18 protein-coding genes are annotated in these 24,575 nt (G+C 74.4%); 11 read left to right on the top strand and 7 right to left on the bottom strand.

The window, feature by feature from the left end:
* Window positions 1-277: 277 nt before the first annotated feature.
* The gene (locus ACFW48_RS08755) at window positions 278-877 is read left to right on the top strand and encodes a flavin reductase family protein (RefSeq protein WP_386311751.1); all 600 of its coding nucleotides are present in this window, start codon (window positions 278-280) and stop codon (window positions 875-877) included.
* Between the two features lie 47 nt (window positions 878-924).
* The gene (locus ACFW48_RS08760; RefSeq protein ID WP_386311753.1) at window positions 925-1,407 is read left to right on the top strand and encodes a GNAT family N-acetyltransferase; all 483 of its coding nucleotides are present in this window, start codon (window positions 925-927) and stop codon (window positions 1,405-1,407) included.
* On the opposite strand, the gene arfB is transcribed toward ACFW48_RS08760, so the two are convergent.
* Entirely contained in the window at window positions 1,408-1,845 is a 438-nt protein-coding gene (arfB, locus tag ACFW48_RS08765; RefSeq protein ID WP_386311754.1) for an alternative ribosome rescue aminoacyl-tRNA hydrolase ArfB, read from the bottom strand.
* A 157-nt stretch (window positions 1,846-2,002) separates the two neighbouring features.
* On the opposite strand from arfB, the gene ACFW48_RS08770 reads away from it, so the two are divergent.
* Entirely contained in the window at window positions 2,003-2,578 is a 576-nt protein-coding gene (locus tag ACFW48_RS08770) for a TerD family protein (RefSeq protein ID WP_121747691.1), read from the top strand.
* Between the two features lie 95 nt (window positions 2,579-2,673).
* Here the strand turns inward: ACFW48_RS08770 and ACFW48_RS08775 are convergent, their stop codons facing one another.
* Together ACFW48_RS08775 and ACFW48_RS08780 are read right to left on the bottom strand one after the other, a co-directional pair.
* On the bottom strand, window positions 2,674-3,345 hold the full coding sequence (locus tag ACFW48_RS08775) for a response regulator (protein WP_386311756.1): 672 nt from the start codon (window positions 3,343-3,345) through the stop codon (window positions 2,674-2,676).
* Complete coding sequence (locus ACFW48_RS08780) at window positions 3,342-4,583, bottom strand: sensor histidine kinase (RefSeq protein WP_386311759.1); 1,242 nt, start codon at window positions 4,581-4,583, stop codon at window positions 3,342-3,344. Before ACFW48_RS08780 ends, ACFW48_RS08775 begins: the two co-directional genes overlap by 4 nt.
* 238 nt (window positions 4,584-4,821) lie before the next feature.
* Between ACFW48_RS08780 and ACFW48_RS08785 the strand changes: the two genes are divergently transcribed.
* Together ACFW48_RS08785 and ACFW48_RS08790 are read left to right on the top strand one after the other, a co-directional pair.
* Complete coding sequence (locus ACFW48_RS08785) at window positions 4,822-5,394, top strand: heme-binding protein (protein WP_386311762.1); 573 nt, start codon at window positions 4,822-4,824, stop codon at window positions 5,392-5,394.
* An 80-nt stretch (window positions 5,395-5,474) separates the two neighbouring features.
* Window positions 5,475-6,878, top strand: coding sequence for a M1 family metallopeptidase (locus tag ACFW48_RS08790; RefSeq protein ID WP_386311764.1), 1,404 nt, complete (start codon window positions 5,475-5,477; stop codon window positions 6,876-6,878).
* 21 nt (window positions 6,879-6,899) lie between these two features.
* Here the strand turns inward: ACFW48_RS08790 and ACFW48_RS08795 are convergent, their stop codons facing one another.
* Window positions 6,900-7,871, bottom strand: coding sequence for a GNAT family N-acetyltransferase (locus ACFW48_RS08795; protein WP_386311767.1), 972 nt, complete (start codon window positions 7,869-7,871; stop codon window positions 6,900-6,902).
* A gap of 90 nt (window positions 7,872-7,961) precedes the next feature.
* On the opposite strand from ACFW48_RS08795, the gene ACFW48_RS08800 reads away from it, so the two are divergent.
* Entirely contained in the window at window positions 7,962-8,462 is a 501-nt protein-coding gene (locus tag ACFW48_RS08800) for a hypothetical protein (RefSeq protein WP_386311769.1), read from the top strand.
* Window positions 8,463-8,497: 35 nt separating this feature from the next.
* Here the strand turns inward: ACFW48_RS08800 and ACFW48_RS08805 are convergent, their stop codons facing one another.
* Window positions 8,498-9,196: a pentapeptide repeat-containing protein gene (locus ACFW48_RS08805; RefSeq protein WP_386311771.1), complete on the bottom strand. Its 699-nt coding sequence runs from the start codon at window positions 9,194-9,196 to the stop codon at window positions 8,498-8,500.
* Window positions 9,197-9,350: 154 nt separating this feature from the next.
* Here ACFW48_RS08805 and ACFW48_RS08810 point away from each other — a divergent pair, with 154 nt between their 5' ends.
* The 3 genes from ACFW48_RS08810 (at window position 9,351) to ACFW48_RS08820 (ending at window position 13,109) form a co-directional block, all read left to right on the top strand.
* On the top strand, window positions 9,351-10,511 hold the full coding sequence (locus tag ACFW48_RS08810; RefSeq protein ID WP_386311773.1) for an NAD(P)-binding protein: 1,161 nt from the start codon (window positions 9,351-9,353) through the stop codon (window positions 10,509-10,511).
* 47 nt (window positions 10,512-10,558) lie between these two features.
* Window positions 10,559-11,539 (top strand): zinc-binding dehydrogenase, encoded by a 981-nt coding sequence (locus ACFW48_RS08815; protein WP_386311776.1) that lies wholly within the window; start codon window positions 10,559-10,561, stop codon window positions 11,537-11,539.
* A gap of 67 nt (window positions 11,540-11,606) precedes the next feature.
* Window positions 11,607-13,109 carry an MFS transporter gene (locus ACFW48_RS08820; protein ID WP_386311779.1) on the top strand — a complete coding sequence of 501 codons (1,503 nt, stop codon included), beginning with the start codon at window positions 11,607-11,609 and terminating at the stop codon, window positions 13,107-13,109.
* A gap of 327 nt (window positions 13,110-13,436) precedes the next feature.
* Here the strand turns inward: ACFW48_RS08820 and ACFW48_RS08825 are convergent, their stop codons facing one another.
* On the bottom strand, window positions 13,437-14,846 hold the full coding sequence (locus tag ACFW48_RS08825) for an NAD(P)/FAD-dependent oxidoreductase (protein ID WP_386311780.1): 1,410 nt from the start codon (window positions 14,844-14,846) through the stop codon (window positions 13,437-13,439).
* Window positions 14,847-14,987: 141 nt separating this feature from the next.
* On the opposite strand from ACFW48_RS08825, the gene ACFW48_RS08830 reads away from it, so the two are divergent.
* Both ACFW48_RS08830 and ACFW48_RS08835 read left to right on the top strand, forming a co-directional pair.
* Window positions 14,988-15,869, top strand: a complete 882-nt coding sequence (locus tag ACFW48_RS08830; protein ID WP_386311783.1) for an aminoglycoside phosphotransferase family protein — start codon at window positions 14,988-14,990, stop codon at window positions 15,867-15,869.
* A 118-nt stretch (window positions 15,870-15,987) separates the two neighbouring features.
* Window positions 15,988-21,114 carry a hypothetical protein gene (locus tag ACFW48_RS08835; protein WP_386311785.1) on the top strand — a complete coding sequence of 1,709 codons (5,127 nt, stop codon included), beginning with the start codon at window positions 15,988-15,990 and terminating at the stop codon, window positions 21,112-21,114.
* On the opposite strand, the gene ACFW48_RS08840 is transcribed toward ACFW48_RS08835, so the two are convergent.
* Window positions 21,105-24,527, bottom strand: coding sequence for an AAA family ATPase (locus tag ACFW48_RS08840; protein ID WP_386311788.1), 3,423 nt, complete (start codon window positions 24,525-24,527; stop codon window positions 21,105-21,107). The two genes, ACFW48_RS08835 and ACFW48_RS08840, sit on opposite strands and share 10 nt — an antisense overlap.
* Window positions 24,528-24,575: the final 48 nt, after the last annotated feature.

Genomic DNA, 24,575 nt, shown 5'->3' on the forward strand with positions numbered 1-24,575 from the left:
GGTTCTCTTCGGCGCCTGTACTGATGGTGCCCTTGCAGGTTCCCCGCCACTGAATCACAGCGCGCTCCCCACTCGGTACACAGGGTCAACAATTACCGCTCCTTGTGACTCAAGTCACAGCGAAAGATGAACAATTGAGTGGTGTTTCTGCGTTTTCCCTGTGCGTTTACTGAACGCAAAGTTTGTAGGTATGCGCACGTCTCCTTCTGTGGTCCTAGGTCCCGGTTCGGACCGGGGCCCGATGCCCCGCCCGCGGCCCGCCGATTAGCGTGGCGGGGTGCCGAACACTCCTTCCCTCACGTCCCCCGCGTCCCCCACGCTCCCGTTGCCGTCGCCCGTCGCCGGGCATGCTGAGGGGGTGAGCAACGAGGAGTTCCGTGCCGCCATGTCCCGGCTGGCCTCGGGCGTGGTCCTGGTGACCGCGCAGGAGGCGCCGCTCGACCCCGACGACCCGCAGGCGCCGCGCGGCGAGGACGTCGGGATGACGGCCACGGCGTTCATGTCGGTGTCCCTGGACCCGCCGCTGGTCCTGGTCAGCCTGCGCGAGGGCTCCCGCATGGACGACCTGCTCGACGAGCAGCCCCTGTGGGCGGTCTCCGTCCTGTCCGAGAGCCAGCGGCACATCGCGGGCCGCTTCGCGATGAAGGGCCGCGTCAGCGACCGGCTCCTGTTCGCGGACATCCCCTACCTGCGGGGCGAGGCGTCCGGGGCGCCCCTGGTGGGCGGGGCCCTGGCGACCCTGGAGTGCCGTACCGAGCAGCGGGTGCCCGCCGGGGACCACACCCTGGTCATCGGCCGCGTGCTGACCGCCTCGCTGCCGAGCGCTGACGGGGGGCCGCTGGCGTACTTCAAGGGGCGGTACCGGCAGCTGGGCTGAGCCGAATTCGCTCGCCCGCGCGTGAGCCGCGTATTTAGGGTGCGCGCATGACGACCGGCACCTCGCTCCGACCCCCGCTCCGGCTGGTGGAGATCACTCCCGCGAACCTCGACGCCGCCCTCGGCATACGGGTGCTCCCCGAGCAGGAACACGCCGTCTCCCCGGTGGTGAAGTCCCTGGCCGAGGCCTACGTCCACCCCGACGCCGCCTGGCCCCGGCTGATCCTCGACGGCGACCGCCCCGTCGGCTTCCTCATGGCCTTCTTCGACATCGACTGGTACGGGGACGGCAGCGTCCGGCGCTCCGGGCTGTGGCGGCTGAACATCGCGGCCGGGGAGCAGGGCCGGGGGTACGGCCGCTTCGCCGTGGAGTCGGTGGCCCAGGAGGTCAGCCGCCGCGGCGGCAAGGAGTGCTGGGTGACCTGGCATCCGGGCCCGGACGGCCCCGAGGGCTTCTACCTGGGCCTGGGCTTCCGCCCCAACGGGGAGACCAGCGAGGGCGAGACGGTGGGGGTGCTGGAGCTGGGCTAACTAGTCCCAGCTCTTCGGGGTGCGGCCCCGCTTGGTCTGCGAGCGCTGCTTCTTCTCCCGCAGGCGGCGTTCGTTGATGCCGCGAGGGATGCGGGTCGGCCTGCGGGGCTTGGGCGGGGGCGCGGTGGCCTCGGCGAGGAGGGCGGCGAGGCGTACGACGGCGGTTTCGCGGTTGCGCCACTGGGAGCGGTGCTCGGAGGCGCGGACGGTGACGAAGCCGTCGGTCAGGCGCCCGGCCAGCCGCTCCAGGGCCCGCCCCTTCCACACCTCCGGCAGGGCCTCGGTCCTCGCCAGGTCGAAGCGCAGCTCCACCGCCGTGTCCGTGGTGTTGACGTGCTGGCCGCCGGGCCCCGAGGAGCGCGAGAAACGCCAGACGAGCTCGGCCTCGGGCAGGGAGACGGAGCCGCGGATGACATGGGGACCGGACATGCCGTCCATGTTCCCGTCCCCGGGCGGCCCACGTCACCCCAATATCCTGATCCAGGCCTCGGTAAAGAAAGTAAAGAGAGCAGGAACCTTGCGTACCCCTCTCGTCGTTCATGGGGGTAGCTGTAGCTTTCTTGCCGTACGTACACGAAGGAAGGGACTCCCAACAATGGCTGTAAGCCTGTCCAAGGGTGGCAACGTCTCGCTCACCAAGGAGGCTCCGGGCCTGACCGAAGTCACCGTGGGGCTCGGCTGGGACGTCCGTACCACCACCGGCACCGACTTCGACCTCGACGCCTCCGCGATCGCGGTCAACACGGAGGGCAAGGTCTACTCCGACGCCCACTTCGTGTTCTTCAACAACAAGCAGACGCCGGACAACACGATCGTCCACACCGGTGACAACCGCACCGGCGAGGGCGCCGGCGACGACGAGGCGATCAACGTCAACCTGGCCGGCCTCCCGGCCGACATCGAGAAGATCGTCTTCCCGGTGTCGATCTACGACGCCGAGAACCGCTCGCAGAACTTCGGCCAGGTGCGCAACGCCTACATCCGCATCCTCAACAAGGCCGGCGGTGCCGAGATCGCCCGCTACGACCTGTCCGAGGACGCGGCCACCGAGACCGCCATGGTCTTCGGCGAGCTGTACCGCAACGGCGCCGAGTGGAAGTTCCGCGCCGTCGGCCAGGGCTACGCCTCGGGCCTGGTGGGCATCGCCCAGGACTTCGGTGTGAACGTCTGACGTTCACTCGCCCGTTCGTTCCGTACGAAGGCCCCCCGGTCGTGCGCCGGGGGGCCTTCGGCGTCCCGGCGGCGGGGCCTCACGGCGACAGGACGTCACGGCAGCAGGCGCCGCTCCTTCGCCACCGCGACCGCGCCCGCGCGGGTGTCGACGCCGAGCTTGTCGTAGACGCGGCGCAGATGGGTCTTCACCGTGGCCTCGCTGATGAACAGGGCGCGGGCGATCTCCCTGTTGCCGAGTCCGGTGGCGAGCTGGGCCAGGATGTCGCGCTCGCGGTCGGTGAGGGACGGGCGCGGGCTGCGCATGTTGGCCATGACGCGGCTGGCGACCGGCCCGGACAGGGCCGTGCGGCCCTCGGCGGCGGCGTGGATGGCCGCGAAGAGTTCCTCGGGGCGCTCGGCCTTCAGCAGGTAGCCGGTCGCGCCGGCCTCGATGGCGCGGGTGATGTCGGCGTCGGTGTCGTACGTGGTCAGAACCAGGACGTGCGGGGCGGCTCCCCCGGCTCCCCCGGCTGCCTCGGCTTGTGTGAGGCGGCGGGTGGTCTCCACGCCGTCGATGCCCTCGCCGAGTTGAAGGTCCATCAGCACCACGTCCGGCGCCAGCCGCGCGGCGAGCGCGAGCGCCTCCTCGCCGGTTCCCGCCTCGCCGGCCACCTCGATGCCGGGGGCGCTGTCGAGCAGGGCGAGCAGCCCGGCGCGTACGACGACGTGGTCGTCGCAGACCAGGATGCGCACCGGGGCGGGGCCACTGCCTGCCGGATCGGTCATCGGGGGGCCTCCAGCGGGTCGGCCGGGTCGGTTCGGGGCGTTTCCAGGGGGACGGCGGCGGACAGGACGGTGCCCTCGCCGGGGGCGGACTCGACGGTCAGGGTGCCGCCGAGCTGACGCAGCCGGGCGCGCATGGCGGGCAGCCCGTGTCCGCGCACCCCGGCGGGGGCGTCGGGCAGCGCGGCCGGGTCGAAGCCGTGCCCGTCGTCGGTGACGTCCAGGACGGCCTGGTCGTCGAGGAGGGTGAGGGTGAGCGCGACGGTGGACGCGTCCGCGTGTTCCCGGACGTTGGCCAGGGCGCCCTGGGCGATGCGCAGCAGGGCCGACTGGACGCGGTCGGGCAGCGGCGGGACGCGGGCGCCGTCGTCCACGTGGACGCGCACGGTGAGGTGGTCGCCGGTCTCCCGCGCGGCCAGGGCACGCAGCGCCTCCTCCAGGCCGCCGCCGCGGGCGAGGTCGGCGGGGGCGAGGTCGTGGACGAAGCGGCGGGCCTCGGTGAGGTTGTGCTCGGCGACGGATGCGGCGCCCCGGACGTGAGTGCGGGCCTTGCCGGGGTCGGACTCCCATACCCGCTCGGCCGCCTGGAGCAGCATCCGCTGGCTGGACAGGCCCTGGGCGAGGCTGTCGTGGATCTCCATGGACAGCCGCTGGCGTTCGGCGAGGGTGCCCTCGCGGCGCTCAGAGGCGGCGAGTTCGCGGCGGGTGCGGATCAGGTCGTCGATCAGGGCACGCTGCCGGGCCGCCTGCCGTTCGGTGTGCAGGAACACGGCGGCGGCGATCGCGGCGACGGCGGGCGGTGCGAGCAGCAGGTTCGGGTCGAAGCGCCCGGCGAGCCGGAACTGCGCGGCGACGACGAACACCGTCAGGACGGTCACCAGTACGAGCGCCGCCCGGGCCGGCAGGGTGCGCAGGCCGGTGTAGAAGAGGGGCACCGCACACCAGGAGAAGCTGGGCGCGAGGACGACCAGCACCATCCACACCACGACCACCAGGCCCAGCCAGGCCAGGCGCCGCCGGGCGGGCCGCGCCCCGGGACCGCTCAGCACGGGACCGCTCAGGACGGGCCCGAGCAGGTGCAGCACGGCCAGGGCGAGGGACAGGGCGAGGATCCACGGGGTGCGGGGCTCGCCGGGGTGGCGCAGCAGGAAGCGGGCCAGGGCACCGCCGAGCAGCAGGAAGAACGCCACGTGCATGACGGCGCCGAGCCACCGGGTGTCCGGGTCGTACGGCTTCGGCATCCCACGCGCCTCCTTTGTCGCCTTCGTGTCCTACAACGTGTCGTAGGAGACCGCTGAGCTGCGCGGACACTCCCATGGTGGCCCTTCGGGGCGGCCGGCGGGTCAGCCGATCGGATGACCCCGCCGTCGCCCGTTCCGCCGCCCACGAGCATCCGGAACGGCGACCGTGCGCCCCGGTCGCGGGGCGGAGGGTGGAGAGCAGACGGGATCCCTTCCCCACCCCGAGGAGCAGACCACCATGAAGAAGACCCTCTCCCGGCGCACCCGCATCGCCACCGGCGGCGCCGTCCTCGCCGCCGTCGCCGCAGGCACCTTCGGCACGGTGGCGGCGAACGCCTCCGCCTCCGACGCGGCCCAGGACTCCGCGGTGGCCGCAGCCCCCGCCGCCGCCGAGGCCGGCAAGCGCGACACCACCACCTCCACGCATCTGACGATCGACGCCGCGACCGAGGCCGCGCAGGCGGCGCTGAAGGCCGCGAAGAAGGAAGGCCAGCGGATCACGGTCGCCGTCGTCGACCGCAACGGCAACACGATCCTCACCATGCGCGGTGACGGCGCCGGCCCGCAGTCCTACGAGTCGGCCGAGAAGAAGGCGTTCACCGCGGTCTCCTGGAACGCCCCGACCAGCGAGCTGGAGGGCCGCCTGGAGAACGCCCCGAACCTGAAGGACATCCCGGGCACCCTGTTCCTGGGCGGCGGCGTCCCGGTCACCGCCGACAAGGCGCCGATCGCCGGCATCGGCGTCGCGGGTGCCCCGTCCGGCGCCCTGGACGAGAAGTTCGCGCAGGCGGGTGCGGCGGCGATCGACTAGCGACCGCCCGCGCCTGCCCGAAGGCCCCGACAACCGGTCCCAACGGGCGTTTCACGTGAAACGCCTCATAGGATCACGACGTGCGCACCACCCGTCTGCTCGTAGCCGCCGCCACCGCCACCGCCCTCGCGGCGTGCAGCGGTGGCGGCGCGGTCGATGGCACCCCCGGCGGCTCGGGCGTGCGCGACCCGTACTTCCCGAAGGCGGGAAACGGCGGCTACGACGTCGGGCACTACGACCTGACCCTGGCCTACGACCCCGACGCCGAGCACCTCACCGGCACCGCGACGATCACCGCCCGCGCGACCCGGGACATGTCCGCCTTCAACCTCGACCTCAAGGGCCTGGACGTCGAGAAGGTCACTGTCGAGGGCCGGGACGCCCGCTTCAACCGAGCCGGACAGGAGCTGACCGTCCGCCCGGCGGACGAGCTGGACGACGGGGAGACGTTCCGCGTGACCGTCCGCTACTCCGGCGACCCGGTGACGGTGACCGACCCCGACGGCTCCGAGGAGGGCTGGCTGCCCACCGAGGACGGCGCGGTCGGGCTCGGTCAGCCGACGGGCTCGATGGCCTGGTTCCCCGGCAGCCACCACCCCTCCGACAAGGCCACGTACGACCTCGCGGTGACCGTGCCGGAGGGGCTCGGGGCGGTCTCCAACGGTGAGTTGACGGGCGAGAGGACCCGCGACGGCCGTACGACGTTCACCTGGCACACCGCCGAGCCGATGTCGAGCCACGTCGTCACGGTCGCCGTCGGCGACTGGGAGACCGACCGCTCCACCACCGACGACGGCCTGCCGGTGTACACGGCCGTCGACCCGGAGCAGGCCGACGCGAGCCGGAAGGTCCTGGGGCGGATCCCCGAGATCGTGGAGTGGGCCCAGGAGAACTTCGGCCCGTACCCCTTCTCCTCCACCGGCGCGATCGTCGACCGGGCCGAGGACGCCGGCTACGCCCTGGAGACCCAGAACCGGCCCTACTTCCCCGGCGCCCCCGACACCGTCCTGCTCGTCCACGAACTCGCCCACCAGTGGTACGGGAACTCCGTCAGCCCGAAGACCTGGCAGGACATGTGGCTCAACGAGGGCTTCGCCACCTACGCCGAGTGGCTGTGGGAGGAGGACGAGGGCGGCGACACCGCGCAGGAGACCTTCGACGCGCTCTACGACGGGACCTACTACCCCGACGAGGACGCCGGCGACTCGATCTGGGCGTTCCCGCCCGCCGACCCGCCCGACGCGGAGGACATCTCCGCGAGCCCCGTCTACCAGCGCGGCGCGATGGTCCTGCACAAGATCCGCCAGACGGTCGGCGACGACGCCTTCTGGGACCTCCTGCGGGGCTGGGCCACCGCCCACCGCCACGGCAACGCGGACACCGACGACTTCACGGCGTACGTGGAGAAGGCGGCGCCGGACGAGGACTTCACGGAGATCTGGGAGGACTGGCTCTACGGGGACGGCCGGCCGGAGAGCCCGTGAGACACCACCGTCGCCCCGGTCTCAGCCCTCGAAGGCGTCGAGCAGCCGGGCCAGGTCCGGCGGCCAGAGCGGCTCGGGGGCCTCGGCGAGTTCCTTCCGGGTCCACCACCGCCAGGTGAGGATGCCGTCCGCGGCATGGGCGGCGGCGAGATGGGGGCCGGTGGGTTCGCGACGGGGGCCGTGTGCGACGTAGATGTGCTCGTGCTGGCGGACGGGGCCCACGCTCAGGTGCGTGAAGTCGTGTTCCCAGGTGCACAGCAGGGGTCCCGGCTCCAGGTCGGTCCAGCCGGTCTCCTCGCTCACCTCGCGCAAAGCGCCCTCGCGGGGGCTCTCGTCCGCCTCCAGGCCGCCGCCGGGCATCGCCCAGTGCACGCCGACCTCGACGTTGTCGTACCGGAAGAGGAAGACCGCGCCCCCGGGGTCGAGCACGGCGACGCGGGCGGCGCGGCGCGGAGTACGCGGCGGCTCGCCCGCCGGTCCGCCCAGTGGTTTGCGCAGCACTGTGCAGGGGCGGCCCAGGCGGAAGTCCGGGCGGTGGTCGACGGCCGCGTAGCCGAGGGCGGTCCAGAAGGCGAGTCCGTCTGGGTTGGCGTCGAGGACGGCGAGCCGTACGGCGGTGCGGCCCGCGGCCCGGAAGCGGTCCTCGACGAGGGACGCGAGCCGTCTGCCGTACCCCTGCCGCCGCAGCCCCGCGTCCACCATCAGCAGCCCGATCCACGGGTCCGGGTCGGCCGGGTCCGGGTGCCGGGCGAGCGTGACCGCGACCCCGACCAGCCGGCCCGCGTCCCTGGCGAGCAGCACCTCGGCCCCCGGCCGCGCCAACTCGTCGGCCAGCGCGGCCGCCACCTGCTCCGGGCGGATGTCGTCCGGGTCCGGGAAGTCACCGCCGAGCGCGTGGAAGGCACGGTTCGAGGCGTAGAGGGCGGTGAGTTCGGTGAGGAGGGGGCCCGGGATGTCGTGGTCGGGGGTGAGCGGGAGGCGGGTGAGGATCACGGAGGGCAACCTATCCGGTTCCGGCGTCGGCGGGCCGCCGCCGGGGTCGGCCCGCACCGGCCGGCCCGCCGCCATGACACCATCACCTGCGTGCTCGACATCGGCTACGCCCTCTCCACCCGCTTCCCCGACCCCCCGCAGACGGACTACCGCCGTGCGGACGTCCGGGCGCTGCGGCACGACCTGTTCTGCGGGGACGTGTATCTCGCCGACACCAAGGCGGACCGGGAGTTGTCCACAGCCTGGGGATGGGTGCCGGTGCTCGACTTCGCCTGGGCGCTGTGCGACATCGTGGAGCGCGTCGACCGGGACCCGGCGGGTTCCCGGGCCGCCCGTCCGCAGCGGGCGGAGCTGGACTTCACCGAGTCCACCGACCGCCTGCTCTTCGAGCGCCGCTTCGGCTGGGTCGACATCGAGGCCGAGTGGCTGCCGGAGAGCGAGCCCCCGCTCTCCTTCTCCCACGCCGAACTGCGCCGGGAGTGCCGCGACTTCCTGCACGACCTGATCGCCGACCTCACCGACATGCACGACGACCTGGCGGACAACCCGGCGATCTGGACTCTCCAGGCCCGCTTCCCGCGGGTCTCCTGAGCGCCTCGGCCCCCTCTTCGCGCCGGCGCCCCGCCCTACTCCCCCGCCAGCACCCGCACCCCCAGCTCCGCCGCCAGCACCGGCGCCAGGTCCAGCAACTGGGCCGGGCTGATCACCGCCCCCGCCAGCCGGTCCACGCCCCGGGCCAGCTCCAGCGGGGCGGCGCCGCGCAGGTCGACGTCCGTGAGGGTCGCCGCGCTGAAGTCCGCCCCCTTCAGGGCGCAGTCCACGAACTCGACCCGCTCCAGGCGGGCGCCCCCGAAATCCGGCTCGACCAGGACGCAGCTCTCGAAGACGACGTCCTTGAGCCGGGCCCGGCGCAGGTTCAGGTAGTCGATCTTGCCGCCGCGGATGAGCACCCGCTCCAGGACGGCGCCGTGCAGCTGGGTGCCGCCCAGGCGGGCATCGACCAGCTCGACGTCGCGCAGAGTGGCCTCGGCGAGCTGCGTACCGACGCCCCGGACTCCGCTGAGGACCGAGTCGAGCAGCCGGGCCCGGGGCAGGGACGCCTCGTCCAGCGCGCACCCCGTGAGCGCGCAGTCCATGAAGCGGGCGCCGGCGCCGTCCTGGCCGGCGAAGTCCGTGTCCCGGAACTCCAGCCCGTCGTAGTCCCCGTCCGGTGCCAGCTCTCCTCCGTCGTACGCCTCCAGCGGCGGCAGCCGCAGCTCCGGGCGCCGTGCCGCCCGCACCTTCGTCGCACCCGTACCGCCGCCGCCCGCCGCTCTCCTCGCCATGCCCCCATGCTGCACCCCGGCACTGACAGCCCGCTCCGACCTGCGCGAACACCTTTTCTCTCGGCCGCATGTCACATTCGGCACCCCCGCGGCCGTCGTACTCGCAGACAGGCACCACACCAGGCGACCCCGACCCAGAGGGAGACCCCGAGCCATGCATCGCATCACCGTCATCGGCGGCGGCTTCGCCGGACTGACCGCGGCCATCACCGCCGCCGAGGCGGGCGCCAAGGTCACCGTCCACGAGGCCCACCACACGCTCGGCGGACGGGCCCGGACGGCCGACGGCCGGTACCGGACCAACGACGGCCCGCACGCCCTGTACAACGGCGGCCCGCACTGGGCGTGGCTCAAGCAGCGCGACCTGATCGGTCCGCTCGCGCCGCTCCCGCCGCTGGAGGGGGCCCGGCTGCGGCTGCGCCACAAGGGCGTACTGCGCCGCACCCCGCCCTTCGCCATGCTCAAGCTGCTGCGCCGGGGCGCGGGGCGGGCCCCCGTCGACACCGACTTCCTGTCCTGGGCGACCGGCGTCGCGGGTGAGGAGGCCGCCCGGGCCGCCGCCCACTACTGCGCCGTCGCCCTCTTCCACCACGACCCGGGGTCGCTGTCCGCCGCCTTCGTGCAGGAGCGGCTGCGCCGGGCCGCCAAGCTGCCGCCCGAGGCGCACTACCCGCGCGGCGGCTGGTCCGGGGTGATCGACCGGATGGCGGCCCTCGCGTGGAACCTCGGGGTCCGGGTGGAGACGCTCTCCCGCGTCGACGCGGTGCCGACCGGCTCCCCGGTCGTCGTGGCCACCTCTCTCGACGCCGCCCGCCGCCTGCTGGGCGACGCCGCGCTGACCTGGCCGAGCGGCCGTACCACCCTGATCGACCTGGCGGTACGGACCCGGCGCGGCGACGCCTTCGCGGTCTCGGACCTGGACGCGCCGGGTTGGATCGAGCGGTTCACCGCGCAGGACCGCACCCTGGCCCCGGCGGGCGAGCAGCTGATCCAGGGGCAGATCCCCATCGCGCCCGACGAGTCGAAGGCCGACGGCACCGCCCGCGCCGAGCAGTTGCTCGACCTCGGCTTCCCCGGCTGGCGCGAGCGCCTCACCTGGCGGCGCGAGGCGATCGCGAACGGCCGTACCGGCGCCGTCGACCTGCCCGGCACGACCTGGCGCGACCGGCCCGCCGTCGACCGCGGCGACGGCGTCTATCTCGCCGGTGACCAGGTCGCCGCTCCGGGGCTGCTGTCGGAGGTGTCGTTCAACAGCGCGCTGACGGCGGTGTCCCTGGCCCTCGGCCGGCGGGAGCTTGACCTCAAGCATGCTTGAGGTCGTTGGGTGGGACCCACACAGCCCGCCTCACACTGGGGGATCCCATGCGCGCCATCCGCCTGCACGCCTTCGGCCCGGCCGAGAACCTCACCCTTGAGGAGGTCGAGGATCCGCGGCCGGGCCCGGGCCAGGTCCGGATCGCCGTCCGCGCGGCGGGCGTCCACCTCCTGGACACCGCCCTGCGCGAGGGCATCCAGGGCCCGTCGCCCGAGCCTCCCGCCCTGCCCACGGTCCCCGGCCGCGAGGTGGCGGGCGTCGTCGAGTCGCTCGGGGAGGACACACCCGAGAGCCTGCTCGGCACGCGCGTCGTCGTACACCTCGGATTCGCGCCCGGCGGCTACGCCGAACTCGCCGTCGCCGACCACACCCGGCTGCACGAGATCCCCGGGAACCTGGACTTCGCCGAGGCCGTCGCCATGATCGGCACGGGGCGTACGACGATGGGGATCCTGCAGTTCGCCGACCTCGGCCCCGATGCGGTGGCCGTGGTCCCGGCCGCCGCCGGCGGTATCGGCACCCTGCTGGTGCAGTACGCCAAGAACGCCGGCGCCACGGTGATCGGTCTCGCCGGCGGCCCGGAGAAGACCGCCCGCGTCGCCGCGAACGGCGCCGACCTCGCCGTCGACTACCAGGACCCGCGATGGCCGGCCAAGGTCCGCGCCCACCTGGGCGGCGGCAGTGCCACCGTCGTCTTCGACGGCGTCGGCGGGGACGTCGCCCGCGAGGCCGTCGCCCTGCTCGGGCCCGGCGGCAGGCACCTCGTCTTCGGCTGGTCGGGCGAGGGGCTGCACGACGGCGTCCCCTACCTCGTCGACGGCGTCTCCCAGCAGGTGCTCGGCCCGGTGATGATGGAGAAGGCCGGCGGCTCCGATCCCGTACGCACCCTGGAACTGCGCGCCCTCAGCGAGGCCGCCGAGGGCCGGCTCACCCCGGCCGTGCACCGCTTCCCGCTCGCCGGGGCCGCCGCCGCGCACCGCGCGCTGGAGAACCGGGCGACGACCGGGAAGGTGGTCCTGGAGCCATGAAAGGCGGCGGGTACGACCACCTGCGCAACGGGATGCGATACGCCCCGTTTCATGGTCTTCTGGCCAGATGAGTGGCACCCGGACAGGCGAGCCGGCCGCGCCCGCGGAGGCCGACCCCCGCCGCTGGTGGGGGCTGGTGGTGATCGCCCTGGCCCAGCTGATGGTCGTCCTCGACGCGACCATCGTGAACATCGCGCTGCCCTCCGCGCAGCGCGACCTGGGCATGTCCGACGGCAACCGCCAGTGGGTGATCACCGCCTACACCCTCGCCTTCGGCGGTCTGCTGCTGCTCGGCGGCCGGGTCGCGGACCTGGTGGGGCGCAAACGCACCTTCGTCATCGGGCTGATCGGCTTCGCCGTCGCCTCCGCGATCGGCGGCGCCGCCACCACGTCGGCGATGCTCTTCGGCGCCCGCGCCCTCCAGGGCGTCTTCGCCGCCGTCCTCGCGCCGTCCGCGCTGTCCCTGCTGACGACGACCTTCACCGACCCGAAAGAACGCGGCAAGGCCTTCGGCATCTACGGCGCGCTGGCCGGCAGCGGCGCCGCCGTCGGTTTCATCGTCGGCGGCGTGCTCACGGAGTACCTGAACTGGCGCTGGTGCCTGTACGTCAACATCCCCATCGCCGTCGCCGCCGTGATCGGCGCCTTCGTCCTGCTGCACGACCGCCCCGGCCAGACCGACGCCCGCCTCGACGTACCCGGCGTGGTCCTCGGCTGCGGCGGCCTGGTCGCCCTCGTCTACGGCTTCAGCGAGGCGCAGCCACGCGGCTGGACCGACCCGCTGGTGCTGGCGCTGTTCGCCGCGGGCGTCGTACTCCTCGCGGTCTTCGTGTGGTGGCAGACCCGCGCCCCGAGCCCCCTGCTGCCGCTGCACGTCATCCGCGACCGCAACCGCGCCGGCTGCTTCCTGACGATGATGCTGGCCGTCATCGGCATGTTCGGGCTGTTCCTGTTCATGACCTACTACCTCCAGGAGATCCTCGGCTACTCGCCGGTGAAGACCGGCCTGGCGTTCCTGCCGATGACCGCCGCGATCGTCATCGGCTCCACCCAGATCTCGGCCCGGCTGCTGCGCCACGTGGGGCCGCGCATGCTGATGGTCCCCGGCATGCTCCTCGCCTCCGGCGGCATGGTGATCCTCACGCAGATGACCGTGGACTCGGCGTACGCCGCCGAGATCCTGCCCGCCCTGATCCTGATGGGCCTCGGTATGGGCCTGACCTTCATGCCGGTCTTCTCCACCGCCACCGCCGGGGTCGCCCCCAGGGACTCCGGCGTGACCTCGGCGACGGTCAACACCTCGCAGCAGGTGGGCGGCTCGATCGGCACGGCGCTGCTCAACACCATCGCCACCAGCACCAGCGCGTCCTACATCACCTCCCACGTCACCGACCCGTCCCAGCGGGAGTCGGTCGTCCGGGAGGGCATCGTCCACGGCTACACGGTCGCCATCTGGCTGGCCGCCGGCATCATGCTGCTGGCGGGCCTGGTCGCGGGCCTGATGGTGACGGCCAAGGCCCCGAAACACGGCACCCCGGCCGAACGGCCGGTGCCGGAGCCGGTGGCCTAGGGCCTGTCCGACAATTCACGTCGTCGCCCGAAGGGCGGCCTCGCGGCGTCAGGTGCGTGCTCTGGGGGTCCCCCCGGCCGGAGGCTGGGGGAGTGCCGGGCGTAGAGCCTCGTACTGGATGTACTTGGCTCTGCGCCCGGTGCGGCGAGAGTGCGTGCATGGCATCGCGAGGCAGGCGGGAACTGTCAGACAGGCCCTAGGGGGAAAGGGGGCCCCGCCGTCCGCGGGGCCCCCGCAAGCGTTCCGCGCGGGTTCGCGCGGGCGGACAGTGCCAGCTCCGTCCCGCCACGCGGTCAGTGTCAGCTCCGTCCCGCCACGCGGTCAGTGTCAGCTCCGTCCCGCCACCCGGTCCGCGATCCGCGCCAGCCGGGACGACCCGGCGCCGTGGCTCGTGCGTTCGCGCCGGTCGGCCTCGCGGTAGACGGCGTACATGCCCTGCACGCCGAGCCAGCGCAGGGGCTCCGGTTCCCAGCGGCGTACCCGGTGGTTCACCCACGGCAGGTCGGTGAGGTCGGTTCGGCCGCCCTGTCCCGAGTCCCGCTGGACCAGGTCGCACAGGGTGCGGGCGGCGAGGTTGGCGGTGGCGACGCCGGAGCCGACGTAGCCGCCCGCCCAGCCGAGGCCCGTCGAACGGTCCAGGGTGACGGTCGCGCACCAGTCGCGGGGCACGCCGAGGACGCCCGACCAGGCGTGCTCGATGCGGAGTCCGGCGAGGGACGGGAAGAAGCGGACGAGGATCTCGCGCAGCGCCTCGACCGTCGCCGCCTGCGTGGTGCCGTCGTTGTCGGTGCGGGAGCCGAAGCGGTACGGCACTCCGCGCCCGCCCAGCGCGATCCGGCCGTCGGCGGTGCGCTGGGCGTACATGTAGGCGTGCGCCATGTCGCCGAGGGTCTGCCGGTCCGCCCAGCCGACCGACTCCCACTGCGCGTCGGTCAGCGGCTCGGTGGCGATCATCGAGGAGTTCATGGGCAGCCAGGTCCGCCGCTGGCCCTTGAGCGAGGCGGTGAAGCCCTCGGTGCAACGCAGGACGTAGGGGGCGCGGACGGTGCCGTACGGGGTGACCGCGTGCCGGGGACGGATCTCCGTCACCGGCGTCGACTCGTGGATCGTCACGCCGAGGCGCTCGACGGCCGCCGCCAGGCCCTTGACCAGTTTCACCGGGTGCAGGCGGGCTCCGTGCGGCGTCCAGGAGGAGCCGACCGCGTCCGCGACCCTGATCCGCTCGGCCGTCTCCCGGGCGCCGTACAGCTCCCGGTCCTTCTCGCCGAACGCCAGCTCGGCCTCGTGGAACGCCTTCAGCCGGACCGCCTGCGCGGGCGTGCACGCCACTTCGAGCACCCCGCCCTTGTGGACGTCGGCGTCGATTCCCTCCGCCCCGGCGGCGCGGATCACCTCGTCGACGGTGTCGTTCATCGCCCGCTGGAGGCGCACCGCGGCCTCGTGGCCGTGGAGTTCCGCGTACCGGTCGCGGCCCGCGATGCCGTTGTAGAGCCAGCCGCCGTTGCGGCCGGAGGCGCCGTAGCCGCAGAACTTCTGCTCCAGGACGGTGATCCGCAGGAAGGGGGCGGCCTGCTTGAGGTAGTAGGCCGTCCACAGACCTGTGTATCCGCCTCCGACGATCACCACGTCCGCCGACGCGTCGCCGGCGAGCGGCTCGCGCACCGCCGCCGGGAGGCCGTCGTCCGCGTACCAGAAGGAGATGCCACCGTTGACGACGCCGCTGGTCGAGCTGCTCATGGCAAGGACGTTAGCCCTGGTGAACGGCGCCTGTCTCCTTCGGATTCCGTCGAATTCCCGGGACCCCGGGGACCGGCGGGGTGCCGCCGGCGCCGGATAATCCCGTGACCGCCGTGCCGCCCGCCGGTAGCGTCGGCCGACGTGATCGACGTTCCGGACGCGCTCGCCGCCTCGCAGGCGAAGTACAACGGTGCGGCGGGCCGCGCCTTCATCGACGGGCTGCCCGCGCTGGCGGCCGGCTTCCTGGACCGCTGGGAGCTGCGCCTCGACGGGCCCTCCATGCACGGCTGGGCGGCCCTGGTGCTGCCCGTCGTGCGCCGCGACGGCACACCGGCCGCGCTCAAGCTCCAGATCCTCGACGAGGAGACCGAGGGCGAGCCCGTCGCCCTGCGGCTGTGGGACGGCGACGGGGCGGTGCGGCTGCTCGACCACGACCCGGCCACCGGCACCATGCTCCTGGAGCGGCTCGACGCGGCCCGCATGCTCAGCCACGTCGAGGACTCCCGCGAGGCCGTCCTCGTCATCGCCCGGCTGCTCGCCCACCTCACCGCCACCCCCGCGCCGCCCGGCGTGCGCCGTCTCGGCGACATCGCGCGGGGCATGCTGGAGCGGACGCCGTGGGCGCTGGAGCGCATCGCGGACCCGGCGGACCGACGGCTGGTCGCCGACTGCGCCGCCGCCGTGCGGGAGGTCGCCGACGAGCCCGGCGACCGGCTGCTCCACTGGGACCTGCACTACGACAACGTCCTCGCCGCGGACCGCGCCCCCTGGCTCGCCATCGACCCCAAGCCGCTGGCCGGCGACCCCGGCTTCGACCTGCTCCCCGCCCTCGACAACCGCTACGACCCGGGCGAGACCCGGTGGCGCTTCGACGCCCTGACCGACGTCCTCGGACTGGACCGGGAGCGGGCCCGCGCCTGGTCCCTCGGCCGCGTCCTGCAGAACAGCCTGTGGAACGTGGCGGACGGCGACCCGCTGGAGGCCGAGCAGCTGGCGATCGGGCGGCTGTTGCGGACGGCGTGAACTGTCAAGGCCCGCTGAATGCACCGTGGTTGAACACCGAAAGAGATCTCGTCGACGATCTCCCCGAACCCGGTCACGTGCCCCGTACGGCCGCTTCCGCGTCCATACGCTGACGCGGGTGCGAGGACAGCGGCAGGGACAACGGCAGACGGACGAGCGCCAGGACGGCGCCCGTGGGCGGACGCCCTCGGTGCCCCGGGCGGAACGCGCGCACGGCCTGGGCCAGGCCGGCGGACCCGGTCCGCGCTCCATGCTCGCGCTCCAGCAGAGCGCCGGCAATTCGCGGGCCACGCGGGCGGTGCGGCCGGGTACGGCGAACGGCGCGACCGCGCCGGGCGGGCCGGGCCTCGGCACCGTGACGGAGGCCGCCGAGCGCGGCCTGACGCTCCCCCCGTACCTGCTGGGCCTCCAGGCCCCGGGGCTGTCCTCGACGTACGGGCTCACCGGGCACGATTTCGTCCGCACCGTCGTGGCCGGCGCCGTCGCGCGCGGCGACGGCGCGGTCGCCGAGATCGCGGCGGAACTGGCCGCGCGGCCCGAGACGTTCTACGGGCGGGGCCGCGCGTTCGCCGTCGAGGGGGGCGAGGGGCGGGGCTGGTTCGACGTGACCGTCACCATCTCCCCCGCCACCGACGAACGGCCCCCGGAGATCGAGCCGGCCGCCCTCGCGCAGGCCCGCCAGGACGCCACCAAGGTCGACGTCCACCACAACTCGGCCGCCGCGGTGGGTGCCAGTTCGGGCGGCTCGACGAGTTACGGCGCGGGCGGGACCTTCTTCGGGCTCGCCCCCGTCGCGCCGGGCCTCTACCTGGGCGGTGTGGGCATGGCGCAGGCCCAGCCCTGGCAGTCCTCCCGGGAGAGCCGCGGCCAGAAGGGCGTGGCCGAACCGCGGGTGCTGCGCAGCGAGTCGGGGTCGGTCGAGGTACCGCGCAGGGTGCGTTACGGCGTACGGATCAGGCAGCAGGACGCGGCACCCGCGCCGACCGTGTACGGCCCCGGCACGCTGACCATGCGGGTGCCGACCGAGAGCCTCGTGCCGTACGACACCGCCGCGCCGCCACCGGCTCCGCGCGTCGACGACCCGGCCCTGGCCAGGCGCGTCCGGCACGCCGGTTCCCTCGCCCCGGTCGCCGTCACCGACGACGCCGGGCCGCGCACCGAGGACGCCGGGCCGCACGCGGGCGGTGGCGGGCTGTTCGACGCGGTCGCCTCCGTGCTGCATCCCTCGCTCACCGAGCCGGGCTCCCCCGGGCGGGCCCGCCTGTACGCGGCGACCTCCACCGCGGCCGTGCTGGAGGACATGCCCCGGCTGCTGGGCAACGGCGTCGTGAGCGACGACCTGACCGGGCCGGACCCGCGTACGGCCGGCGCGTACCGGATGAGCGCCCGGATCGCCGGCCTCGCCCCGGGCTGGGCCGCCGGCGCGACCCAGCTGCGCACCCACGCCCACGCCCAGCACACGGCCGCCGACGCGGCCGGCAAGGGGCGCTCCGGCGCGATCGGCGCGGGACCGGCCGTCGGTGTCGGCGTGGCCATGAACGCCGCCGTCGCCCGGGCCGGGGCGATGCCCACCGCCGCCGCCCGCAAGGCCCGATTCACCCAGTACGAGCAGACGACGGCCCGCCGGGTGGGCGCCGAGGTCCGGGGCGACAAGGTGCTCTACCTGGCCACCGTGGACCTCACCGTGGAGGGCACCGGGACCAGTTCCGCTCAGATGCTGCTGGGCCGGACCTCCCGGGTGGCCCGCCACTCCCTGCGGATGTGGATGACCCTGCGGGCGGACGAGGCGCAGGACATGGGGCTGCCGCTGCCGCCCGGGGTGACCGCCGGCCCGCTCGTCACCAGACCGAAGCGGCGGCGGGAGGGAGCCGGGGGCGGCCAGGAGACGGAGGAGGACGTCGAGCGTCACCTGCCGTTCGGGGCGATGGGGGCGAGCGTCGCGCTCGACAGGCTGGACACCACCGGGATGATCGCGTCCATCGAGAAGATGTTCGCCGCCGACCCCCGGCTGGAGGGCTTCCTGCCCCCCTTCGGCGACAAGCGGAAGCTGGGCGTCCCCGCGGCGGAGGCCCAAGCCCAGCGGCACAACTACCAGGAGCTGGTCACCCGGCTCTCGGAGACCAACCTGAAGGCGAACAAGGACCAGTTGCTGTCCACGGGCATACCGGTGCGGCTGCGCCGCAAGAGCCGTATGCACGCCCATGACGTCCAGATACGGGTCACCGGCACGCTCGGCGACTCCGAGTACGCCGGTGACATCGAGAAGTGGCTGGTGCGCAGCCACTCCGGGGTCAGCAGCAACCTGCAGAGCGGGCGGAGCAGTTCCCGGTCGGCCGGCTGGTCGGCGATCGGCCAGGTGCGGATCGTCCCCGGCGTCCTGACGGGCTCGGCCCGCCGCGACCGCAACCACATCAGCGCCCGCCGCAACCAGGCCGGGCCCACCACACGCAGCGACGTCCTCACCAACGGCTCCGAGGACGCGAGCGTCTTCTCGGCGCCGCTGAACATGCAGGTGCAGGTCACCATGACGCACCGGCAGCGCAAGGCCCGGCGCTCGGTCCTGCCCGGCTCACCGGGGCGCGACGTGCCCGAACCCGAGCGGATCGCCCGGATGGACGTGGCGCAGCAGGACGTACGGCTGGTCACGCCGACGGAGTTCACCCTGGACGGCGAGGAGAAGCGGCGCCTCGACGACGAGGGGGCCGCGCGCGGGGCACGGCGGCGGGGGCCCGAGTGGCGGGTGGACGCCGCGGGCATCGGCGACCTGGCCGGGCTGACGCCCCGCCCGGCGAGCGGCCGGACCCTGCGGAACTGGACGCTGGTGGAGACCGTCGGATCCGGCGCACCCGTCCGGGACCTGGCCTTCGACCTGCTGGCCGGGGCGGCGGCCAGGGACAAGGGGGTCCGCGAGGACCGGGCGCTGCAGACCGAGGGGCTCGCACCCCGGCAGGCGATCGAGGAACGGCTCAGTCCGGGGGCGCTCACCGGGGCGCTGCGGCAGGCGGTGTCCTCGGGGTGGGTGGTGAAGAACCTGAAGTACCCGCGCAGGCTCGCCGCCCTGGACGGAGCGGTGGGCATACGGCTGGCGCTGACCAACCCGCGGGTGCTGCACGAGGGCTCGGGACCCGGTACGGAGACCTTCCTGCTCGGCGGTCACCAGGCCGGCGGCCAGGAGGGGCGCGGCACCACCACGACGTACCAGGGCGGGCTGATGGGCCTGCAGAACGGTGCCGAGTGGCGCACCGGGCAGGGCGCGGCGGTGACCCGGAGCAAGGGGGAGAGCACCGCCGGGGCCGTCACCGTGTCCGGCACGGTGGAGCGCAACGCCCACACCCCGCGCAAGGCCCCGCTCTACCTGGTCCGGTGCGACCTCCTGGTCACCATGGTCGCCGAGGTCAAGGTCACCGGCGGCGGCCCGTACGTGACCAAGCAGGCGCGGACGCTGCCGGGCGAGGTGGGGGTGTGGCTGACGGCGGAACAGCTGTCCTCGCAGGGGCTGAAGCTGCCGAAGTCGGCGGCCGAGGCGCTGGGGATGGAGAGCGTGCTCGCGCCCCGGCAGGACCGGACGGGGACGGGGGCGGAGGGGTCCCGGCGGGCCGGCGAGCGGCCGGCGGACCGGCAGGCCGGCGCGCCGCTGGTCCCGCCCGCCGACCCCGCCCGCACTCCCGCGCGGCCCGTGCCCGATCTCGACGCCCGCCTGCCCCTCGGTATGGGCATGATCGAGAACCTGCCGAACTTCGTGCCGCTGCTGACGGAGCTGCGCGCCGCCCTCGCCCGCCGCGACAAGGGCCTGGCGGCGGACCTGCTGCCGCACCGGCAGCTGGACGACCCCAACGACAACGTGCAGCGGCTGCTGCGCGTCCTGGACCGGGACGGCTCCGAGGGGCTCCTGTCGAGCGCCATGGACGGCGGCGTCACCGTGGAGTTGTTCGACGGCCGCAGGACGCCGTACTGGGCGGTGTTCCGGGTCCGCCGGTCGGGTCCCGGCAGGTTCGCCGAGATGGCGACCGACAAGCGGGACATGGAGTACATCACCTCGGCCACCGCCCAGCGGGCGGACTCCCAGGAGCAGGGCGGCTCGCTCGGCGCGGAGGGCGTCCTCGCCGGCTCCGCCAAACCGGACGGCGGTGCCGGGCTGCTCAAGAGCACGGGCGGGGTCGCCGGCCTCGGCGCCACCACGGCCGACTCGCAGCGCAAGGGCTCGGCCTCCCGCACCCAGGTGGGCATGAAGCTGGTCGCCGACTCCGCCTCGGGCCCGGCGAGGATGCGGGTGCCGGTCGACGCCTCGCTGGAGCTGCACTCCGCGAAGGGCCGGGTGGCTCTCGCCCAGTTGGGGCGCAAGGAGCTGACACACCGCGTGCCGAAGGACGACCTGACGGCGCTGGCCCGGCTGGAGCCCGTCACCGCCCGGCCGGCCGGCGAACGTCCGCCCGCCGCCGCGGACGCCGACCCGGCACGGCTCGGCGCCTGGCGCGACGGGGGAGTCAGGCTGCCGCTGGAGGCGCAGGTCAACGGCTTCCAGGGGGCGCCGCAGGTACGGCAGTTGGTGGACGCTGCGGTGAAGGAGGCCGGCGGCGGCCACCGCTATCGCGACAAGGGGCAGTCCGCCGCGTACACCCTCCAGGAGGCCGTCTCCACCGAGTGGATGATCTCGGCGCTGCCGCTGCTGACCAACGCGGGGGCGGAGCTGCCGCCGGTGCACGCGAGCGGGCTCCAGGGCCAGGATCTACGGGCTTCGGTGCACGCGCGGCTGCGCGCCGGCAAGGTGCTCGGCACCGGCGCCAAGATGTCGTTCGAGGCGATCGCGCCCAGCGGCCCGGAGGGCCCCAGGCCCACCCAGGAGGACGGCCAGTACTCGGCGGACCACGGGCGGGCGGGGCGCGGACTGTTCGGCGCGGGCCTGCTCAACGCCACCGAGTTCCGGCTCAACCAGGCCCTGGCCAACGCGGACAGCGCGGGCGGGGCGGCCGACATGACGGCGAACGGCTCCGGCTCGATGCCGGTGCACAAACCCAAGCAGCGGTCCGTCCTCGTCCAGTTCACGGTGGATGTGCGGGTGGTGGCGCGGGTCGTGGCACGCGGCACGCACCGGACCGGGACGGCGGTGCGGGAACTGACCCTGCCCGCGCCGGTGGTGGTCCGGATGCCCGAGCCGGTCGCCCGGCGGCTGCTCGCCGAGACGGCGGACGACAGCAGGCTCCGTGCCGACGAAGGGCGTCTCGCACCGGCCGATCCTCAGTCCTGAGGGGTGTTGCGTGCGGGGTCTTGCCTGGCGTCCCGTGCGGTGCTCTGAGTGGCGTTCCGTGCGGTGTCGCGTGCGGCGGGGTGCGCGTCCCCGGGCCGACCGCCTCCGCCCCCGTTCCCGCCCAGCGCGCCGGGCAGCTCGGTCCTGCGGCGTATCCGCAGCTTGCGGTACGTGCTCGTCAGATGGGTCTCCACGGTGCGCCTGGCCAGGTGCAGCAGGTCGGCGATCTCGGTGTTGGTACGTCCGTCGGCGGCCAGTTCGGCGATACGGCGCTCGCTGCCGGTCAGCGCCCCGGCGCCGGTCCGGGCCGTCACCGCGCCCCGGGCGCCGCTCTCGCGCAGGGCCTCCCCGGCCATGTCGAGCAGCCGCAGGGCGCCCTTGCGTTCGGCCAGCTCGGCCGCCTCGCGCAGGCAGTCGCGCGCGCGGCCGCGGTCGCCGGTGGCGGCGAGCTGACGGCCCTGGGCGATGAGCGCCGCGATCAGCTCCATGTGGGTGTCGACGGGCGCGTCCCGCAGGGTGCGTACGGCCTCCTCGGCCAGCTCCAGACCGCGCCGCCCGCCGGTCGCGGTGCCCAGCACGCGCAGGGCGCGGCCCACCGTGCGCGGGGTGTTCCACACCCGGGCCAGCCGCAGTTCCTCCGTCGCCAGGGCCAGTGCCTCCTGGCCGCCGCCCAGCGCCAGCCGGCACTCCGCGATCGCCGTCCGCCACGGGGTGACGACCGGGCTGACCACCTCGCGGGCGGTCTGGCGCCGTCCGCACTCCAGGAAGTCGTGGAGCGCGCCCGCCGGGTCGCCGATGGCGGCGCGCAGCACGCCCCGGGCGTACAGGAAGCGGTTCAGCTCCCAGTTCTCCGGCACCTCGCGCAGGTCGAACCGGCCGGCGAAGCGCCGCGCCTCGTCGGTGCGGCCGGTGTGGACCAGCGCCATCACGGTGTGGGCGTCCCGGTTGGAGGGCCCGATGCGGGACGGTGCCGGGTCCCCCGCCGCGTCGCCGGTGGCGAGCAGACGGGCGTGGTCGCCGCGGGCCCCGGCGATGTCCGCGCGGGTGTTGAGGAGCGCGTGCTGCATCGGGTGCAGCAGGGCCGGGTGCTGTCCGGCGAGGCCGCGCTCCACGAGCCGGTCCGCCTCGTCGAGTTCGTCGGCCCACTGGGCGACCGCGGCGGCCGTGCCCAGCAGGAAGGGCTCGGCGAGCGGGTCGGTGGGCTGCGCGAGCAGGGCCCGTACGCGGGTCATCGCCTCCTCGGCCGAGATCAGCGCGGCCGTCGCCGCGTACCGCACGAGCAGGGCCTGTCCGGCGGTGCCCACCAGTTCCGGGGAGTTCTCGCCGGTCTCGCACAGCCACCGGTACACCTCCTGCCGGGTCGCCAGGTCCTCGTCGGACAGCAACAGGCCGGCGGTCTGCACGGTGCGGGTCAGACCCGGGTGGCCGGACAGCCTGCCCTCCGTACGCCGCAGCACCTCCATGGCCGTACGGATCTCACCGCGGCCGGCCAGCGCGGTGCCGAGGGCGACGGCCGTACGCACCCGGTTGCGGGGATCGGCCGGCAGGTGCTGCGCCTCGGCGAGGCGCGCGATGGCCGCCGGGGTGTCGGCCGACGCGTACTCCAGGGAGCCCAGTTCGGTCAGCAGCCGCTGGCGGAGGTCGTCCGGCAGCGGCTCGTCCAGCACCCGGCGCAGATAGCCCACGGCGTCGTCGGGCCGGGCGTCGTGCACGGCGACCGTGACCGCGTCGCGCAGGACGCGCAGCGCCCAGGGCAGTCCGACGGCCGGCGTCCGCAGCAGATGCCGGGCGACCGCCTCGACCCGGTCGCCCCGGCGCAGCATCGCCTCCGCCGCCGCCCGGTGCGCCGCCTCCCGGCGGGGCCTGGGCCAGCCGGTGAGCACGGCGTCGCGCAGCAGCGGGTGCGCGTAGCGGGGGCGGCCGACGGCGTCCGGTCGCAGCAGTCCCAGCCGGGTCATCGCGGCGAGCCACCCGGCGACCCGGGCGGGATCGGCGCCGGCTGCCTCGGCGAGCAGGTCGACCGGGTCCCCGGCTCCCGCCTCGGCCGCACGCCCCCGGGAAGGACGGAGGACCTGCCCCGGCGCCGTCCGGTGCGGTGCGTCGGAGGGCTCGGGGAGGCGGCCGAACCGGGGGTACGCGACGTGCGGGGCGTACGGGACTTGCGGGTCGTAGGAGGCTTGCGGGGCGTATGAGGCGTGGGGCGGGAACTCCGTGTGTGGGGCGTATGGGTCGTGCTGCGCGTAGGAGGCGTGCTGCGCGTAGGGGGCGCGCTGCGCGTGGGGGAAGTGTTGCGCGTACTGGTCGGGCTGCGCGGGCGGGGCGGGCTGCGCGGGCGGCGCCTCCTCGGCGGGCTCGGCTTCCTGGCCGCCCTGCGCGGACCGCGTGTGCGGCGTGGGCTCCGTGGGCCGGGCGCGCCGCACGTGCTGGTCGTGTCCCGCGCGTTGCGCGTGGTCGGGCGCGGCGGCGGAGTGGCTCGGCTCCGTGCCGGGGGGTGTGAGGGCATGCCCGGCCGCCCCGCGTCCGTTCGGCAGGGCCGCCGGGTCGGGTGCCGGGTCGCCGTCCGTGCCCGGTGGCCACGCCTGTTCCAGTGCCGCGAGGCAGCGGGCCACGTCGGCCGTCGCGGAGCCGGCGCTGTTCAGCCACCAGGAGACGGCCGCCGGGTAGGTCCCGGGGTACAGCGCGGCGCAGGTGTCGGGCAGGGGCGGGGCGCCGTCGGATGCGGGGCCGTCCTGCCGCGGGATGCCGCCGAGGTCGTCGAGCAGGGCGTGCAGGAGCAGCGGGCTGCCGGCGCCGGCCCGTACGCACTCCCGCGTCCAGCGCGGTCCGGCCGTGGGAAAGGCGGCGCGGACCAGCCCGGCCGCCGCCGCGTCGCTGAGCGGGGCGAGGGTGTGGGTGCGCACGAGGGAGGGAGACAGGGCCTGCGTCAGTCCGGCGGGCCGCGGTTCGATGTCGTACTGGCTGCGCTCGGTGGCCACCAGCAGTACCGGTAATCGGTCGACGCGCCGGGCCGCCTCGACCAGCCAGCGCCGCGAGGGGTCGTCGGCCAGGTGGACGTCGTCCACGGCCACCAGCAGCGGGCCCTCGTCCGCGTACGAGCGCAGCAGCCGCCACAGCCGGGCCGCGCTGCCGCGGTCGTCGCCGCCCGGCGCCAGGTCGGTGAACTCCGGTACCGGGCCGAGGAGGTGGAGGACCGTGGCGAAGGGAACGCCGGTGTCCTCGGGTGAGCAGCGTGCCCGCAGCACCCGCAGGCCGAGGTCCGCGGCGTGCCGGGTGGCGGCCTCGAGTACGGCGGTGCGGCCGGTGCCGGTGGCCCCGCGCAGCAGGACGAGGCCGCCGGTGCCGGCCCGGGCGCGCTCGGTCTCGGCCCTGAGCAGCTCCAGGGCGTCGTCGCGTTCGCGGAGCGGTCCGGTCATCGGTGCCTCCTGTGGTGGATGGTGCTGCTGCCCCGGCATGTGAGACGT

This window comes from Streptomyces sp. NPDC058812 (genome assembly GCF_042744565.1).
Lineage (GTDB): Bacteria > Actinomycetota > Actinomycetes > Streptomycetales > Streptomycetaceae > Streptomyces > Streptomyces thinghirensis.

Excerpts from the sequence above, each read along its gene's own strand:
- ACFW48_RS08760 (WP_386311753.1), top strand. The coding sequence starts at position 925 with ATGACGACCGGCACCTCGCTCCGACCCCCGCTCCGGCTGGTGGAGATC.
- arfB (WP_386311754.1), bottom strand. The coding sequence starts at position 1,845 with ATGGACGGCATGTCCGGTCCCCATGTCATCCGCGGCTCCGTCTCCCTG.
- ACFW48_RS08770 (WP_121747691.1), top strand. The coding sequence starts at position 2,003 with ATGGCTGTAAGCCTGTCCAAGGGTGGCAACGTCTCGCTCACCAAGGAG.
- ACFW48_RS08775 (WP_386311756.1), bottom strand. The coding sequence starts at position 3,345 with ATGACCGATCCGGCAGGCAGTGGCCCCGCCCCGGTGCGCATCCTGGTC.
- ACFW48_RS08780 (WP_386311759.1), bottom strand. The coding sequence starts at position 4,583 with ATGCCGAAGCCGTACGACCCGGACACCCGGTGGCTCGGCGCCGTCATG.
- ACFW48_RS08785 (WP_386311762.1), top strand. The coding sequence starts at position 4,822 with ATGAAGAAGACCCTCTCCCGGCGCACCCGCATCGCCACCGGCGGCGCC.
- ACFW48_RS08805 (WP_386311771.1), bottom strand. The coding sequence starts at position 9,196 with ATGGCGAGGAGAGCGGCGGGCGGCGGCGGTACGGGTGCGACGAAGGTG.
- ACFW48_RS08810 (WP_386311773.1), top strand. The coding sequence starts at position 9,351 with ATGCATCGCATCACCGTCATCGGCGGCGGCTTCGCCGGACTGACCGCG.
- ACFW48_RS08815 (WP_386311776.1), top strand. The coding sequence starts at position 10,559 with ATGCGCGCCATCCGCCTGCACGCCTTCGGCCCGGCCGAGAACCTCACC.
- ACFW48_RS08820 (WP_386311779.1), top strand. The coding sequence starts at position 11,607 with ATGAGTGGCACCCGGACAGGCGAGCCGGCCGCGCCCGCGGAGGCCGAC.
- ACFW48_RS08825 (WP_386311780.1), bottom strand. The coding sequence starts at position 14,846 with ATGAGCAGCTCGACCAGCGGCGTCGTCAACGGTGGCATCTCCTTCTGG.
- ACFW48_RS08840 (WP_386311788.1), bottom strand. The coding sequence starts at position 24,527 with ATGACCGGACCGCTCCGCGAACGCGACGACGCCCTGGAGCTGCTCAGG.